The sequence below is a fragment of the Qipengyuania sp. genome, from assembly GCF_964227205.1.
Lineage (GTDB): Bacteria > Pseudomonadota > Alphaproteobacteria > Sphingomonadales > Sphingomonadaceae > Qipengyuania.
Map to the genome: position 1 here is coordinate 588,334 of NZ_CAXQVB010000002.1, position 13,392 is coordinate 601,725.

16 protein-coding genes and 1 tRNA gene are annotated in these 13,392 nt (G+C 64.4%); 3 read left to right on the top strand and 14 right to left on the bottom strand.

The genetic code is table 11. The features are described 5' to 3' along the window. Window positions 1–94 precede the first annotated feature (94 nt). The 9 genes from ACEQZ0_RS04755 to ACEQZ0_RS04795 form a co-directional block, all read right to left on the bottom strand. Entirely contained in the window at window positions 95–745 is a 651-nt protein-coding gene (locus ACEQZ0_RS04755) for a tetratricopeptide repeat protein (RefSeq protein ID WP_370188895.1), read from the bottom strand. Then, the gene (locus ACEQZ0_RS04760; RefSeq protein WP_370188897.1) at window positions 742–1,149 is read right to left on the bottom strand and encodes a cytochrome c-type biogenesis protein; all 408 of its coding nucleotides are present in this window, start codon (window positions 1,147–1,149) and stop codon (window positions 742–744) included. The genes ACEQZ0_RS04755 and ACEQZ0_RS04760 overlap by 4 nt, the downstream gene beginning before the upstream one ends. Continuing rightward, entirely contained in the window at window positions 1,146–1,670 is a 525-nt protein-coding gene (locus ACEQZ0_RS04765) for a redoxin family protein (RefSeq protein ID WP_370188899.1), read from the bottom strand. Before ACEQZ0_RS04765 ends, ACEQZ0_RS04760 begins: the two co-directional genes overlap by 4 nt. Further along, on the bottom strand, window positions 1,667–3,622 hold the full coding sequence (locus tag ACEQZ0_RS04770) for a heme lyase CcmF/NrfE family subunit (protein WP_370188901.1): 1,956 nt from the start codon (window positions 3,620–3,622) through the stop codon (window positions 1,667–1,669). The genes ACEQZ0_RS04765 and ACEQZ0_RS04770 overlap by 4 nt, the downstream gene beginning before the upstream one ends. Further along, window positions 3,619–4,089 carry a cytochrome c maturation protein CcmE gene (gene ccmE / locus ACEQZ0_RS04775; RefSeq protein ID WP_370188903.1) on the bottom strand — a complete coding sequence of 157 codons (471 nt, stop codon included), beginning with the start codon at window positions 4,087–4,089 and terminating at the stop codon, window positions 3,619–3,621. Before ccmE ends, ACEQZ0_RS04770 begins: the two co-directional genes overlap by 4 nt. Then, window positions 4,086–4,226, bottom strand: coding sequence for a hypothetical protein (locus tag ACEQZ0_RS04780; protein WP_370188905.1), 141 nt, complete (start codon window positions 4,224–4,226; stop codon window positions 4,086–4,088). Before ACEQZ0_RS04780 ends, ccmE begins: the two co-directional genes overlap by 4 nt. Next, on the bottom strand, window positions 4,226–4,948 hold the full coding sequence (gene ccmC / locus ACEQZ0_RS04785; protein WP_370188907.1) for a heme ABC transporter permease CcmC: 723 nt from the start codon (window positions 4,946–4,948) through the stop codon (window positions 4,226–4,228). Before ccmC ends, ACEQZ0_RS04780 begins: the two co-directional genes overlap by 1 nt. A gap of 58 nt (window positions 4,949–5,006) precedes the next feature. Next, a complete protein-coding gene (locus ACEQZ0_RS04790; protein WP_370188909.1) occupies window positions 5,007–6,071 on the bottom strand; it encodes a Leu/Phe/Val dehydrogenase in 1,065 nt (354 codons plus the stop codon). Window positions 6,072–6,124: 53 nt separating this feature from the next. After that, a tRNA-His gene (locus tag ACEQZ0_RS04795) sits at window positions 6,125–6,201 on the bottom strand. A 192-nt stretch (window positions 6,202–6,393) separates the two neighbouring features. Between ACEQZ0_RS04795 and ACEQZ0_RS04800 the strand changes: the two genes are divergently transcribed. The 3 genes from ACEQZ0_RS04800 (at window position 6,394) to ACEQZ0_RS04810 (ending at window position 7,841) form a co-directional block, all read left to right on the top strand. Further along, on the top strand, window positions 6,394–7,029 hold the full coding sequence (locus ACEQZ0_RS04800) for a prolyl hydroxylase family protein (protein ID WP_370188911.1): 636 nt from the start codon (window positions 6,394–6,396) through the stop codon (window positions 7,027–7,029). 1 nt (window position 7,030) lies between these two features. Then, window positions 7,031–7,447, top strand: a complete 417-nt coding sequence (locus ACEQZ0_RS04805) for a GFA family protein (RefSeq protein ID WP_370188913.1) — start codon at window positions 7,031–7,033, stop codon at window positions 7,445–7,447. Window positions 7,448–7,523: 76 nt separating this feature from the next. Continuing rightward, window positions 7,524–7,841, top strand: a complete 318-nt coding sequence (locus ACEQZ0_RS04810) for a TraR/DksA family transcriptional regulator (protein ID WP_370188915.1) — start codon at window positions 7,524–7,526, stop codon at window positions 7,839–7,841. Window positions 7,842–7,906: 65 nt separating this feature from the next. Here the strand turns inward: ACEQZ0_RS04810 and rpmE are convergent, their stop codons facing one another. From rpmE to rseP, 5 genes are all read right to left on the bottom strand, one after another. Further along, window positions 7,907–8,134, bottom strand: a complete 228-nt coding sequence (gene rpmE, locus ACEQZ0_RS04815) for a 50S ribosomal protein L31 (protein ID WP_370188917.1) — start codon at window positions 8,132–8,134, stop codon at window positions 7,907–7,909. A gap of 94 nt (window positions 8,135–8,228) precedes the next feature. Continuing rightward, window positions 8,229–8,681, bottom strand: a complete 453-nt coding sequence (gene fabZ / locus ACEQZ0_RS04820; protein ID WP_370188919.1) for a 3-hydroxyacyl-ACP dehydratase FabZ — start codon at window positions 8,679–8,681, stop codon at window positions 8,229–8,231. Window positions 8,682–8,703: 22 nt separating this feature from the next. Then, window positions 8,704–9,375 carry an OmpH family outer membrane protein gene (locus tag ACEQZ0_RS04825; protein WP_370188920.1) on the bottom strand — a complete coding sequence of 224 codons (672 nt, stop codon included), beginning with the start codon at window positions 9,373–9,375 and terminating at the stop codon, window positions 8,704–8,706. Beyond that, window positions 9,375–12,077, bottom strand: a complete 2,703-nt coding sequence (gene bamA, locus ACEQZ0_RS04830) for an outer membrane protein assembly factor BamA (protein WP_370188923.1) — start codon at window positions 12,075–12,077, stop codon at window positions 9,375–9,377. Before bamA ends, ACEQZ0_RS04825 begins: the two co-directional genes overlap by 1 nt. Before the next feature lie 171 nt (window positions 12,078–12,248). Continuing rightward, a complete protein-coding gene (rseP, locus tag ACEQZ0_RS04835; protein WP_370188925.1) occupies window positions 12,249–13,385 on the bottom strand; it encodes an RIP metalloprotease RseP in 1,137 nt (378 codons plus the stop codon). Between the last annotated feature and the right edge of the window lie 7 nt (window positions 13,386–13,392).

Below are 13,392 nucleotides of genomic sequence, written 5' to 3' on the forward strand. Positions count from 1 at the left end.
GTTCCGACAGCATCGTGTCATTCGGCCTGTATGGCGAAGTCGCGGCGATTAGCAGCAAGCCCGCTCGCCCGCAACACGTCGCGCCTGCAAGCGCCTAGTCCTCGTCCGCTGGTGCCGTCGGACCCATTCCGAGAAGCGCCTTCAGCCTTTCCAGCCGCGCCTCGAGGGGGGCACGCCAGTCGGCGTCTTCGGGCGCCTGATCGAGCAGCTCGTCCCACAGGGCCAGCGTCTTGTCGGGCTCACCCGCCCGCAGGAAAGCCAGGCCCAGGAAATAGGTCGGTGCGGGATTGGCCGGATCGACCTTCTCGGCCTCCGAGTAGGCATAGAGGGCGGCGGCTGTCAGTCGGCCGTCGGCATGTTCGACCAGCGCATTGCCCAGTGCCAGCCAGGCCTCGCCATCGCTGGGATTATCTTCCACCGCATTGCGCAGGAAATTGGCAGCCTGCTCGTGCTGGCCCCGCCGGGTGAAGGCATCGGCGGTGACCACGAAGCGCGAGGGCATGGCTCCACCGGTATAGAACTCGCGCCGCGCCGAAACCAGAAGCTCGCCGGTCCCGGCGTCTTCCTGTTCGACCGCGGCGGCAGGCGATCCTGCCAGCCCCGGCTGCCCCTGCAGAGCATAGCCGGCGAGACCGAACAGCAACGCCGACCCGAAAAGCATCCACAATGTCCGTGGCAGTTTGAGCGCGAATACGGCCAGCGCAAAGGTCAGTACTGCCAGTACGATGATGGGCAGCCAGGTCATGCGCGCCTCCGCAAGCGGCGCAGCAGCAGCGCGCCCGCCACCAGCACCAAAAGCAACGGCACGGCGAACAGCGGCCAAGTGGTCGCGCTCACCTCGGGCTTGTAGCTGACGTAATCGCCATAACGCTGCATCAACCAAGCGCGGATCGCCTCGGGGTCCTCGCCCGCTGCGATACGCAGGCGGACCTGGTGACGCATGTCGCCAGCCATCGGTGCATCGCTATCGGCGATCGACTGCGACTGGCACTTGAGGCAGCGCAGCGTTTCCATCAGGTCCTGCGCCGCCGCTTCCTGCGCCGGATCGTCGAGCTGGCGATAGGCATAGGGCGCCGGCGGCATGTTCTGCTGGGCGGCGAGCGGTAGCGAGAGCGACAGAAGCAGCAAGGCGACGAGGGCGCGAATCATCGGGCCTCCTCCAGCTTTTCGAGCAGCACCGGCACATCGTCAGCGCGAATATCGCCGATATGCTGGTATCGGATCACACCCTTGCCATCGATAACGAAGGTTTCGGGCACGCCCGAGGACCCGATGGCAAGCTGCACCTCGGACAGGTCGTCGCGTGCGATGCGGGCATAGGGATTGGGTTTCTGTGCAAGGAAGCGTGCAACGTCGGCGGGCCGGTCGCGAATCGCGATACCGACGATTTCCGCGCCCTGCCGCTTGAGACTTTCGAGCTGCGGCGCTTCCGCGATGCAGGGCAGGCACCAGCTTGCCCAGATGTTGAGCAGCCGCGGCTTGCCGTCCGCGAAACTCGCGCTGGAAGCGCCTTCCACGCCTTCCATCGCGGGCGGAAGATCGAAATAGGGCAGTTCCTGGCCGATCATCCGGCTTTCGACGAACTCGTCCTTGGGCTGCGTCAGCTGATAGGCTGCAAGCCCCAGGAAGCCCGCGAAGGCGAGCAGGGGAAGCCACAGGCGCCAGCTCATGCGAGGGCCTCCCGCTCGGCGCGGCGCTCGGCGATACGCGCGGCGAGCCGACGATGCCTGAAATCGGTCAGCACCCGGCCGAGCAGTGCGAGGACGCCGCCCAGCGCGACGAGCAACCCGCCCAGCCAAATCAAGGGCACGAAGGGCTTCCACCACAGGCGCAGCTGCCAGCGCCCATCGGGCGCGCGATCGCCGATCACCGCGTAGAGCTGACCGTTCCAGCGCGTGACGAGCGCACTCTCGGTAGTCTGTTGCGGCGGAGCCCAGAAATTGCGCGCCTGCGGGGCGATCGTTGTCGGCGTTCCGCCCTGATAACTCGCCGCCATACGGCCCTGCAGCGCCGTCCAGTTGGGGCCGGCAACCGGTTCGACCGCCTGCAGCACGACCGTCCACGGCCCGACCGTGGTGCTGTCGCCCTCGCCCACCGCGGCCAGCCGCTCGACCGAAAAGGCGCTCTCGCTCGCCATGCCCAGCAGCGCCACCGCGATGCCGAAATGGGCACTGACCATTCCCCACGTCGCCAGCGGCGTGCGACCCAGCTTGCGTCGGCGCAGTGGCAGCAGGCTGGCAACGGCGAGACCGAATCCCAGCGCGAGGCCGAGCAGCGGCAGCAGCGCGACATCGGCCAGCAGGCCGAACAGCAGCAGCGCCGCAAGCACCAGCGCGGCGAACAGCGCTGCCTCCTTGCCGATCCGCTCGATCCGGTCGCGCCGCCAGCGCAGCAGCGGGCCAACCGCCATGACCAGCAGCATCGGCACGGTGAAGATCGCCCCCACCGGATTGAAATAGGGCGGCCCGACCGACACACGCACGTCGAAGGCCTCGGTCAGTAGCGGGTAGAGCGTGCCGAGCAGCACGATCGCGAGGATCGCGCTGAGCATCACATTGTTGAATACCAGCGCACCTTCGCGGCTGGATATGGCGAAGCGCTCGCCCTCGCTGATGGTGCTGGCACGCAGCGCGAAGAGCAGCAGCGCGCCACCGATGAACAGGCCGAGAAGGGCGAGGATGAAGGTCCCGCGTTCGGGATCGACCGCGAAGGCATGGACGCTGGTGAGGATGCCCGACCGCACGAGGAAGGTGCCGACCATGCTCATCGAAAAGGCAACCACGCCGAGCATGATGGTCCAGGTGCGCAGAGCGTCGCGGCTGGCGAGAACGCTGACCGAATGGAGCAGCGCGGTCGCGGCGAGCCAGGGCATCAGCGACGCATTCTCGACCGGGTCCCAGAACCACCAGCCGCCCCAGCCGAGTTCGTAATAGGCCCAATAGCTGCCCGCCGTGATGCCGATCGTGAGCAGCACCCAGGCGCCGAGCACCCAGGGACGCATCGCGCGGGCGAATTCGGGGGTCACTTGCCGTGTCAGCAGCGCGCCGACGGCAAAGCTGAATGCGACCGAGAGGCCGACATAGCCGAGATAGAGCGTGGGCGGGTGGAAGGCGAGGCCGATATCCTGCAGCAGCGGATTAAGCCCCATGCCTTCGGCAGCTGGCACGGGCAGGCGCTCGAACGGGTTCGAACTGAGCAGGAGAAAAGCATAGAAACCGAGGCTGACAACGCCCTGCGCCGCGAGCGTCGCGTTCATCGTGCGCTCGGGCAGGCGGCGTTCGACCGCGGCGATCAGCGCGCCGGCGAGTCCCATCACCATGACCCACAGCAGCATCGAGCCTTCATGATTGCCCCAGGTACCCGAAAGCTTGAAGATCAGCGGCTTCATCGAATGCGAATTTGCCGCGACCAGCTTCACAGAGAGGTCGGTGACGGCAAAGAGCCAGACGAGCGCAAGGAAAGACAGGGTTACCAGCACGCCCTGAACCATCGCCGCCGGACGGATCAGCCTGGCAAGTTCGCCCGCCCCGTCATCGCGCAGCGCAAGGAAGCCGGTCACCATTTGCAGCGCGGCAAGCGCGGCGGCGAGCCACAGGGCGGCGAGACCGAGTTCGGCGATCATTCGATACCGACCGTGGTTTCCTCGGCCATTTTCGCGGCCTGGTGTTCGTCCATGTCCTGCAATTCGCGCGGGACGTAATTCTCGTCATGCTTGGCGAGGAGGTTGTCGGCGATGAAGGTCCCGTCGGGGCCGAGGCGCCCTTCCGCCACCACACCAGAGCCTTCGACGAAGAGATCGGGCGCGATACCGCTGAAGCGCACGGGCACGCGCGCACCGTCCTTGCCGGTGACCGCGAACGTCAGCGTCACGCCGTCGGCCGCGGTCTCGAGCGACCCATTCTCGACCATCCCGCCCAGACGCACCGCCTGACCCGCGGCGGGCGGATCGGACAGCATCTGCTCGGGCAGATAGAAATAGCTCGCCTGGTTCCGCAGCGCATAGGCGGCGAGAAGCCCCGCCCCGACCAGCGCCACCAACGCGAGCGCGACCAGCACGAGCCGCTGGTGCTTGGGTTTCCATGCGCTCATTTGCGCCTGCTCTCCTCGCGGCGCCGCTCGGCCCGCTTCATGTCGAACCACGCCCAGGCGACCATGCCGAGCGTGCCGATCACACCCACCGCATAGGCGGCAATTACAAAATCCCACTGGTCGAGCGCCTCGCGCATCACGCGGCCTCCATCGCGCGGCGCCGCAGCCGCGCCTCGGCCTGGATATCGGCCAGCAGCGCGCGCATCCGCGCCAGCACCACGCCACCGAAAAGAAGCGAGAAGCCGAGCACGGCCACCAGTAGGGGAACTAGGAATTCGGCATCGATCGCGCTCTTGCCCATTGTGATACTGGGCGGCTGGTGGAGCGAATTCCACCATACCACGCTGCGGTTGATGATCGGGATGTTGACCGCGCCCAACAGGCCGAAAATCGCCGGAATGCGCGGTGAAACGCCTTCGCGCTCGGCGGCCTGCGCCAGCGCGATGTAGGCGAGGTAGAGGAAAGCCAGAACCAGCATGCTCGTCAGCCGTCCGTCCCACACCCACCAGGTCCCCCAGGTCGGACGCCCCCAGATCGATCCGGTGGCAAGGCAGATCACGGTAAAGACGAACCCGGGGACCGCGGCAGCGCGCGCAGCCAAGGCAGCCAGCGGATGGCGCCAGACAAGGAAGACGAGGCTCGAGATCGCAATCGCGCTCCAGCCGCCCATGCCGAGCCAAGCCGTGGGCACGTGGAGAAACAGGATACGAACCGTCTCGCCCATCAACCGGTCGGGCGCGACGCAAAGCAGCCCCCAGAGAAGCGCGCCCGCGCTCACCAGCAGGCCGCTGCCGAGCAGCAGCGGTGTCAGCCAGTTTGCGAGCGACAGGAAGCGCTTGGGATTGGCGAAGCCATGCATCGAAAATTACCGTCCGGCTCCGCTTTGGCAGCGCTCACCCGGCCTCGCAAGGGCGCAATTAGCGACCGATCAGTTCCTGCGCCATGCGGTCGGCAACCTGATCGGGCGAAACACCGGTCTTGTCGCTTTCCTGCCAAATCTGCTCGAGCCGGCCCGGGATCAGTGCGATGCGCTTGCGCACCTCGTTGATGTCGCAGGGCGCCTTGTCGTTGCGGCACAGATATTCGAGCGTGACCGAGATTATGCCTCCTGCGTTGATGACGTAGTCGGGGGCGTAGAGGATGCCGCGCTTAGCCAGCATCGGCCCGTGCTCGGGGCGCTTCAACTGGTTGTTCGCGCCGCCCGCCACGATCTGGCAGTCGAGCCGGGCAATGCCTTCATCGTCGAGGATCGCGCCGAGCGCATTGGGACTGAAGACATCGCAGGCAACCGACATGATCGTATCGGGCGCCGCAGTGTCGGCACCGAGTTCGGCGGCGAGCGCTTCGGCGCGGTCCATGTGGATGTCGGACAGGGTCAGCTTCGCGCCATCGCGCGCCAGCAGCCGGGCGACTCCGCCGCCGACGCTGCCGGTGCCCTGCAGCGCGACATGCACGCCCTCGACACTGTCCTTGCCGAGCCTGTGCTGCACCGCGGCCTTTATACCGAGGAAGATGCCGAGCGCGGTGAAGGGTCCCGGGTCGCCGCCGGCAGCATCCTCGCCCTCGACCGGAAGGCCCGAGACGAACTGCGTGCGCTGCGCCACCGCCGCCATGTCGGCTTCCGAAATGCCGACATCCTCGGCGGTCACATAGCGACCGGCCAGCGCATCGACCGCATCGGCGAAAGCGGCGAGCATTTCGGGGGTTTTGGTCTTGTCCTTGTCGGCGAGGATCACCGCCTTGCCGCCACCCATCGGCAGTCCGGCCATGGCGTTCTTGTAGCTCATCCCGCGCGACAGACGCAGCGCATCGCGCATCGCGTCCGAAGCTTCGGCATAGTGCCAGAAACGCGTGCCACCGGCGCCCGGCCCGAGGTGGGTCGAATGGAGTGCAATAATGGCGGTCAGCCCACTCTTCGCATCTCGCACCACCTGAACCAGTTCATGGTCGTCGAAATCCGCTTCGGTCCAGAATGCCGTCATGCGTCTGTGCCCCCAGAGAGCTGTGAAGGACGGCTTCGATATGGGGGAGAAAATGGGGCGATCGACGGGGTTCGAACCCGCGACCTCCGGTACCACAAACCGGCGCTCTAACCAACTGAGCTACGATCGCCACATGCCCCCGGTTCCGCCCGGGAAGGGGGCCTGATACGCATGAGCGGACCAGCGTCAAGCCGCCCTGCGCAACGGCGCGTGCCTGTTGCACAATGAGTGGGAATTGGGAAGCGAAAATCGCATTCCCCACGAATGTGCGCAATTATCTTTCGTGGTTGCGAGGAGTCCCGCGCACGCTATCCTCACGGCGATGACGGACCCGGGCGAATCTTCACCTGAAAGGCTGCTGGAACGCGACGGGCTTCAACGCGTGCCAAGCGACAAGCTCGACCTCTTCCAGCTGCGCGACTTCGTGCCCGCCGATCTGCGCGATGAGCTGATCCGCCTGATCGAACAGGATCGCCGTCCCTCCACTCTCGCCGACGCCGGCGACGACCGCTATTTCCGAACGAGCGAAACCTGCGACCTGAACGGGGAAGAGCCAGCCGTCCGTGCGCTCGAAGACCTCCTGTTCGATCTTAACGGTATCGATCCCGCGCATGGCGAGCCGCTGCAGGGTCAACGCTACGACGTCGGCCAGGAATTCAAGCCACACTGCGACTATTTCAATCCGGGGGGCCAGGACTGGGCGAAATATTGCTCGGTCGCCGGCCAGCGCACCTGGACCTTCATGATCTACCTCAACGAGGTCGAAGCAGGCGGCGCGACACGCTTCAAGGCGGTGGGCAAGACTTTCCAGCCCGAGGCGGGCAAGCTGGTGTGCTGGAACAATCGCCGGCCGGACCGGCGCGAGAATCCCAACACGCTCCATCACGGCATGAAAGTCCGCAAGGGGCTCAAATACGTGATCACCAAATGGTATCGCGAAAAGCCATGGGGATGGTGAGATGATCGAGGCCGGACGAATCTACGAAGGGGGCTGCCACTGCGGTGCGGTGCGATTCCGCTTTACCATGCCCGTCGATCCCGTGATCCGGCGCTGCAACTGCACGTTCTGCGCGATGAAGGGCGTGGTGATGCTCGATGTTCCGATGGCCGATTGCGCGATCACGGCGGGCGAGGAGGTGCTGACACTGTACACTTTCGGCAGCGGCGAGGCCACGCATCGCTTCTGCTCGAGATGCGGCATCCATCCCCTCCACCAGCTGCGCTCAGAACCCGACCACTACGGCCTCAACCTCGCCTGCATCGACGGGCTGACGATCTACGACTTACCCGAGGTGCCCGTCTTCGACGGGCAAAACCATCCCGCCGACGGTGGCGAGTATGGATATGTCGGCGTGATGCGTTTCGAACGGTCTTGAGATCGAGCCGAAGCAACCTCCTCCGGGACGCTTCGTGTTAGACTGGTGCCGACACCCAACCGACGAGGAGCGATCGATGACCGACTATGGCGAAATCCGCGAGCAACTCGAGAAGCGGCTGGCGGACCTGCTCGAGCGCGCAGAGGTGATCGAAGACGATCTGCGCCACCCGCTCGATGCCGATTCGAGCGAACAAGCGGTCGATCTTGCCGATGACGAGGCGCTCGAAGGAGTCGATGATATTCTGCGACAGGAAATCGCGCAGGTCCGCATGGCACTGCTGCGGATCGCGAACGGCACCTATGGTACTTGCAGCCGATGCGGGAAGGCGATCGATCGCAAGCGTCTCCAGGCCCGCCCCATCGCGACGCGCTGCATCGCCTGCGCCGAATGACGGAGCCAACGAAAAAGGGCGGCCCCGCAGGACCGCCCTTCCATCAATTCGTATCGCAGGCGCGCTCAGTTCTTCTTGAGCGACAGGCCGCCGAACCGCTTGTTGAAGGCTGCGACGCGGCCGCCTTCCTGAATCTGCTTGGTGCCGCCGGTCCAGGCTGGGTGGCTGGTCGGATCGATGTCGAGCGACAGCGTATCGCCTTCGCTGCCCCAGGTGGAGCGCGTCTGGAACTCGGTACCATCGGTCATCTTGATCGTGATCATGTGGTAATCGGGGTGCCCTTCGGCCTTCATGATAGTCGTCCTTTGAGCTTCGGAACGGTTCCGACCGGTCCAGCTGTGAATGGGAAAGGCGCGCGCATAGCGGCGAGCGCCGGAATTGGCAACCTTATTCGGGCGCGTCGTCGATCATTGCGGTGAAGCTGACTTCGCAGGTCACCTTGCCGTCGACCGAGGCCTCGCCCGCGAACTTGCACACCCGCGCGCGCTTCTGGGTGAAGCTGGCCTTGAGGTCGAGCAGAACACCGGGCGTCACGGGGCTGCGGAACTTGGCCTTCTCGATCGCCATGAAATAGACGAGCTTACCAGAACCTGCGAGTCCGAGGCTTTCGACCGCAAGCACGCCGGCAGCCTGCGCCAACGCCTCGATCTGGAGCACGCCCGGCATGATCGGCGCGCCGGGAAAATGGCCCTGGAAAAAGTCTTCGTTGAAACTAACCGCCTTGACCGCGTGGATACGCTCGTCGGGGATCAGCTCCGCGACCCGGTCGACCAGCAGCAGGGGATAGCGATGCGGCAGGCGCTTAAGCACCTCGACGACGTCGAAACCGGTCTCGCCCATCACCCTGCTCCCTGGCTCGATCTCAGCGGCCGGTCGGCTGCTGGGCCGGCTGCTGCGCAGCCTGCTGAGCTGCCTGCTGCTGCGCAACGCCAAGCAGGATCTGCGAGACGGTTTGCTGTGCCGCAAGCGATTCCTGCCGTGGGCGCCAGCCCGCTGGCGGCGTAATCTGCACGCTCGGCACGCGCTGGTCGAGCACGGCAACGAGATCATTGGTAACGTTGACCGCTGCCGGAGCCCACTGAATGGCGTCGGGATTGAGCAGGAGCTGAATCTTCTTCTGCTGCACGACCTGTTGCTGGACGTTCTGGTAGTCGTTGATCAGCTGTTCCAGAACATAGGTCTGCGCCAGCACGATAGGCTGCGACACCTGGCCAAGCTGCTGTTCTTTCTGCTGGATCTGCTGCACGACTGCCGGGTTAGCCTGGGCCTCGGCCTGGGTCAGCTGTCCGTTCTTGTCGGTGTCGAGGCTCTGCTGCAGCGTCTGCATTTCCTGACGCAGCGTGCGCAGCTGGGAGATCTGAGTCGCGTATTGCGTATCGATCTGCCTGTAGGCCTCGATCCGCGCCTTGCTACCGAAAAGAACGGCTTCGGGGCTGCTTGTGGCGATGCCGGCGACCTGCGCGGCAGCAGGCGTGGCGATAGCTGCAGTGCCGGCGAGAGCCGCCGCTGCGATGGTCTTTGCAAAAAGTTTCATCAGAATTGCGTTCCTACGTTGAAGGAAAAGGTCTTGTCGTCGTCGCCGACCTGCTTCTTGAGCACGTGAGATACATCGATCCTGAACGGACCGAAGGGCGAGTTCCAGTTGACGCCGATGCCCACCGAGATGCGCGGTGCCGGACTGTCGCCGACGAACACTTCCTTGAAATAAGTCCCCGGGATGACGCTGCGGGCATTTTCCGAGCCGTCGGGGGCAAAGCGATTGGGGACCGATTCGATGATGTCGTTGCCTTCATCGTCGACTCCCGGTTGGAGATACAGCGGGTTGCCATCGGCATCGGTCGCCTGCAGCCCGTCGGGATAATCCTGCAGGATGGGACGCGTGACGCTGAACAGCGAGCCGACATCGACGAATACCGACGGACGGATGCCCATCTCACGCGCACCGCTGCCGAGCGGAATTTCGAGCTCGGCCCTGCCGAGATAATAGGCCTTGCCGCCCAATGCGTCGTCGACGCGCCGGTCGCTGGCGAGTGCCTCCTCGATCGTCTGCGGGACGCGCGGTGTCTCGCTGTCATTGTCATCGTCGAGATATTGCAGCCGGACGATACGTGGGCCGACACCGCGGATGTCGAAGCCGCGCATCTGCGGTTCGCCGAGAAAGAAGCGATCGGTCAGGCGGATGTCGTCCTGCCCGGCAATGTTCTTGTCTTCCAGGCTGCGGATCCAGCCACCTTCGCCCGTAACCGAGAAGATGAAACCGCCGCCAACCGGCCAGTACTTCCCCGCCCGCGCGCGCGAGCGGATATATTTGACGTCGCCGCCGAGACCGGCGAATTCGGTCGTCCAGCTCAACGTCTCCCCGCGCGTCGGCCGCAGGCGGCTGTCGAGCGTGTTGTAATTGAACGTCAGGCCCAGGATCGAACTCGCTCGCTGGCCGATGGCCTCGCACAGATAGCGGCTGGCGAGCAGCGGGTCGCAGGTCCGCACTCCGTCGCCGTCGCGGTCGGAGAAATAGATCCCTTCGTCGAGCGAAACATCGTCATAGTTGAAGGTGTAGCTTCCGACGGCGGAGACATACTCGGTCAGCGGCACGCCTGCGCGCAGCGAAGCGCCCGTGGTAGACTGCTGGAACGTAGTATTGCGCTGGTTGTTGCGGAAATTGAAGCTGTTGAGATCGCGCCGATAGATGTCCACACCGGCCGATATGTTGCGATCGAACACATAAGGCTCGGTGAAGCTGACCTGTGCCGATTTCGAGTAGCGCGAATAATTCAGGCTGAGGCCGATCGTCTGGCCACGGCCGCGGAAATTGCGCTGGCGGATCGACCCGGCGAGAATGAAATTCTCGATGCTCGAGAAGCCTGCCGAGAGCTGCAACTCGCCGGTCGCCTGTTCCTCGACATTGGCTTCGAGAACGATCCGGTCCGGGGCGCTACCCTCGACCTGATTGATCTCGAAGTTTTCCTGGAAATAGCCGAGCGAATTGATGCGCGCAGTCGAACGCGCAACCGACAGCGAATTGAAGGCATCGCCTTCGGCAAGGCGGAACTCGCGGCGCACGACCTTGTCCTGGGTCAGCGTATTGCCGTTGACGTCGATCCGCTCGACATAGACGCGCGGCGCCTCGCGCAGGACGAACGTGACGTCCATCGTCAGCGTTTCCTGGTTGCGCGTGAACTGCGGCGAGACATCGGCGAAGGCATAGCCGAAGGTCCCGGCCAACTCGGTCAGCTGTTCGACCGTATCCTCGACCAGCTTGGCATCGTACCAGTCGCCGCCGGTCATCGGCAGGCGCGCGGTCATGGCCTCGTCGTTGAAATCGCGAATCTGCGAATCCACCGCGACATCGCCGAATTTGTAGCGCTCGCCCTCTTCGACGACATAGGTGATGATGAAGTCGCGCTTGTCGGGAGTAAGCTCGGCGACTGCGGAAACCACGCGGAAGTCGGCATAGCCTTCGGTGAGGTAGAACTGGCGCAGCTTCTGCTGGTCGAAGGCCAGACGATCGGGATCGTAGCTGGTGTTCGAGCTGAGGAAGCTCGTCAACCGCGCCTGCTTGGTCAGCATCTCGCCGCGCAACTTCCCGTCGGAAAAGGCATCGTTGCCGATGATGTTGATCTGGCGAACCTTCGACTTGGGTCCTTCGCTGATCTCGAACACGATATCGACGCGGTTCTGGCTCAGCTCGACCATCTTCGGCTCGACCGTAGCGGCAAAGCGGCCCTGGCGCTTGTAGAGTTCGATGATGCGCGCGACGTCGGCGCGGACCTTGGACCGGGTGAAGATCTGACGCGGCGAGAGCTTGATCTCGGGCAGGATCTTGTCGTTCTTGATCCGGCGGTTACCCTCGAGAATAATGCGGTTGATGACCGGGTTCTCGACGAGCGTGATCACCACTTCGCCATTGTTGTTGACCACGCTGGCGCTGGAAAACAACTCGGTGGCGTAGAGATCCTTGAGCACCGCGTCGCCGGCGGCCTGGGTCCAGACATCGCCCGGACGCAGCTTGATGTAGGACAGGATCGTCTGCGGCTCGAGCCGCTGCGCACCGCTGACCGCGATGCTGCGCACGACATCCTGCTGCACCGACGGCGCCGGTGCTGGAGTTTGGGCAGCCTCTTCCTGAGCGAACGCAGCCCCCGGGACGCCGGCAAGCATGGTTCCGGCGAGCAGGCCGATCGCCAGCCGCGCGGCGGGTTTGCGGCGTCGCGCGGCGGCAGAAGCAAAATCAGTCATCGACAAGGAGATTCCCGTCCTCGTTACACATCCAGCAGACCCGGCTCTCGCAGCCCCGATCCGGCGTTGAGCCGCACTGTGCGGGCCAGCCCAGCCGTCCCCTGCCCCATGCGCCTTCGCCAATCAAGCTTTGCTGCGGTGAATTGCCGGTATCCCGCTCCCTTTCCCCGGCTATTTCCCGAATACCGGGAGACTGACCAGGTCGTTGATCGTGACGAACACCATCAGCATAAGCACGAGGGCCACGCCGGCGCGATACGCCACTTCGGTTCCACGGGGGCCGACCGGCTTCCGGCGGACCGCTTCGGCCGCGTAGAAAGCCAGGTGCCCGCCGTCGAGCGCCGGGATTGGCAGGAGGTTGATGAATGCCAAATTAAGCGAGATCAGGGCGGCGAACTGGACGAAAGCCAGTGCGCCCAGGCTAAGTTGCTCGCCCGAAAACTTGGCGATCTTGACCGGCCCGCCGAGTTCCTGGACCGAGCGTTCGCCAGTGAAAATCTGGCCGATACCGGTGACCATCATGTCGACGATGCCGAGCGAATGATCGACCGCAAGGCCGAGTGCGGACGGCAGACTCTGCGGCTCGAAGGCAAATCCCGCAGCGCCCGAAGCGATGCCGATCATTCCGATTTTCGAGACATTGCCGAAGCGATCGGTCATTTCGACGCCGCGGACCGGCACGTCGAAACGACGCTCGGCCCCATTGCGCTCGACGGTGATGGCCAGCGTGCGCCCCGGATAGAGCATGATCGAATCCTGCACATCGCGGAAATCGTCCACCCGCTCGCCCTCGATGGCAACGATCCGGTCGCCGACCTCGATGCCCGCCGCGCGCGCAGGGGAAATCTCGGCAAATCCCGCCACTTCCAATTGCGTGTCGGCTTCGGCGGGGACGGGCTTGCCGTAGAAGGCGAAGAAACTGGCAAAAATTGCCAGCGTCAGCAGGATATTGGTCGCGGGCCCCGCGAAAACGATCAGCGCGCGTTTCCAGAGCGCGGCGTGGTGAAAGCTCTCGGATCGTTCCTCCGCGCTCGCTTGGGCAACTGCGTCGGCATCGGGAATGCTCGCGGGGTTCATGTCGCCCTTGAACTGGACATAGCCGCCGAGCGGCAGCGCCGAAAGCTTCCAGCGCGTGCCACGTTTGTCGGTGAAGCCCCAGACTTCCTTGCCGAAACCCACCGAAAACGCTTCTGCGTGGACGCCGAACCAGCGACCGACGAGATAGTGGCCAAGCTCGTGAATGGTGACCAGCGGCCCCAGCAGCAGCGGGAAGCCGATCACGTAGTACAGCCAGAGGGGCAGGTTCAATTCCAAG

Coding starts and splice junctions, on each gene's coding strand:
- ACEQZ0_RS04760 (WP_370188897.1), bottom strand. CDS start 1,149: ATGATTCGCGCCCTCGTCGCCTTGCTGCTTCTGTCGCTCTCGCTACCG.
- ACEQZ0_RS04770 (WP_370188901.1), bottom strand. CDS start 3,622: ATGATCGCCGAACTCGGTCTCGCCGCCCTGTGGCTCGCCGCCGCGCTT.
- ACEQZ0_RS04805 (WP_370188913.1), top strand. CDS start 7,031: ATGATCGAGGCCGGACGAATCTACGAAGGGGGCTGCCACTGCGGTGCG.
- ACEQZ0_RS04825 (WP_370188920.1), bottom strand. CDS start 9,375: ATGAAACTTTTTGCAAAGACCATCGCAGCGGCGGCTCTCGCCGGCACT.
- bamA (WP_370188923.1), bottom strand. CDS start 12,077: ATGACTGATTTTGCTTCTGCCGCCGCGCGACGCCGCAAACCCGCCGCG.
- ACEQZ0_RS04765 (WP_370188899.1), bottom strand. CDS start 1,670: ATGAGCTGGCGCCTGTGGCTTCCCCTGCTCGCCTTCGCGGGCTTCCTG.
- ACEQZ0_RS04755 (WP_370188895.1), bottom strand. CDS start 745: ATGACCTGGCTGCCCATCATCGTACTGGCAGTACTGACCTTTGCGCTG.
- ACEQZ0_RS04790 (WP_370188909.1), bottom strand. CDS start 6,071: ATGACGGCATTCTGGACCGAAGCGGATTTCGACGACCATGAACTGGTT.
- rpmE (WP_370188917.1), bottom strand. CDS start 8,134: ATGAAGGCCGAAGGGCACCCCGATTACCACATGATCACGATCAAGATG.
- ACEQZ0_RS04780 (WP_370188905.1), bottom strand. CDS start 4,226: ATGCGCGAGGCGCTCGACCAGTGGGATTTTGTAATTGCCGCCTATGCG.
- ccmC (WP_370188907.1), bottom strand. CDS start 4,948: ATGCATGGCTTCGCCAATCCCAAGCGCTTCCTGTCGCTCGCAAACTGG.
- ACEQZ0_RS04800 (WP_370188911.1), top strand. CDS start 6,394: ATGACGGACCCGGGCGAATCTTCACCTGAAAGGCTGCTGGAACGCGAC.
- fabZ (WP_370188919.1), bottom strand. CDS start 8,681: ATGGGCGAGACCGGTTTCGACGTCGTCGAGGTGCTTAAGCGCCTGCCG.
- ACEQZ0_RS04810 (WP_370188915.1), top strand. CDS start 7,524: ATGACCGACTATGGCGAAATCCGCGAGCAACTCGAGAAGCGGCTGGCG.
- ccmE (WP_370188903.1), bottom strand. CDS start 4,089: ATGAGCGCATGGAAACCCAAGCACCAGCGGCTCGTGCTGGTCGCGCTC.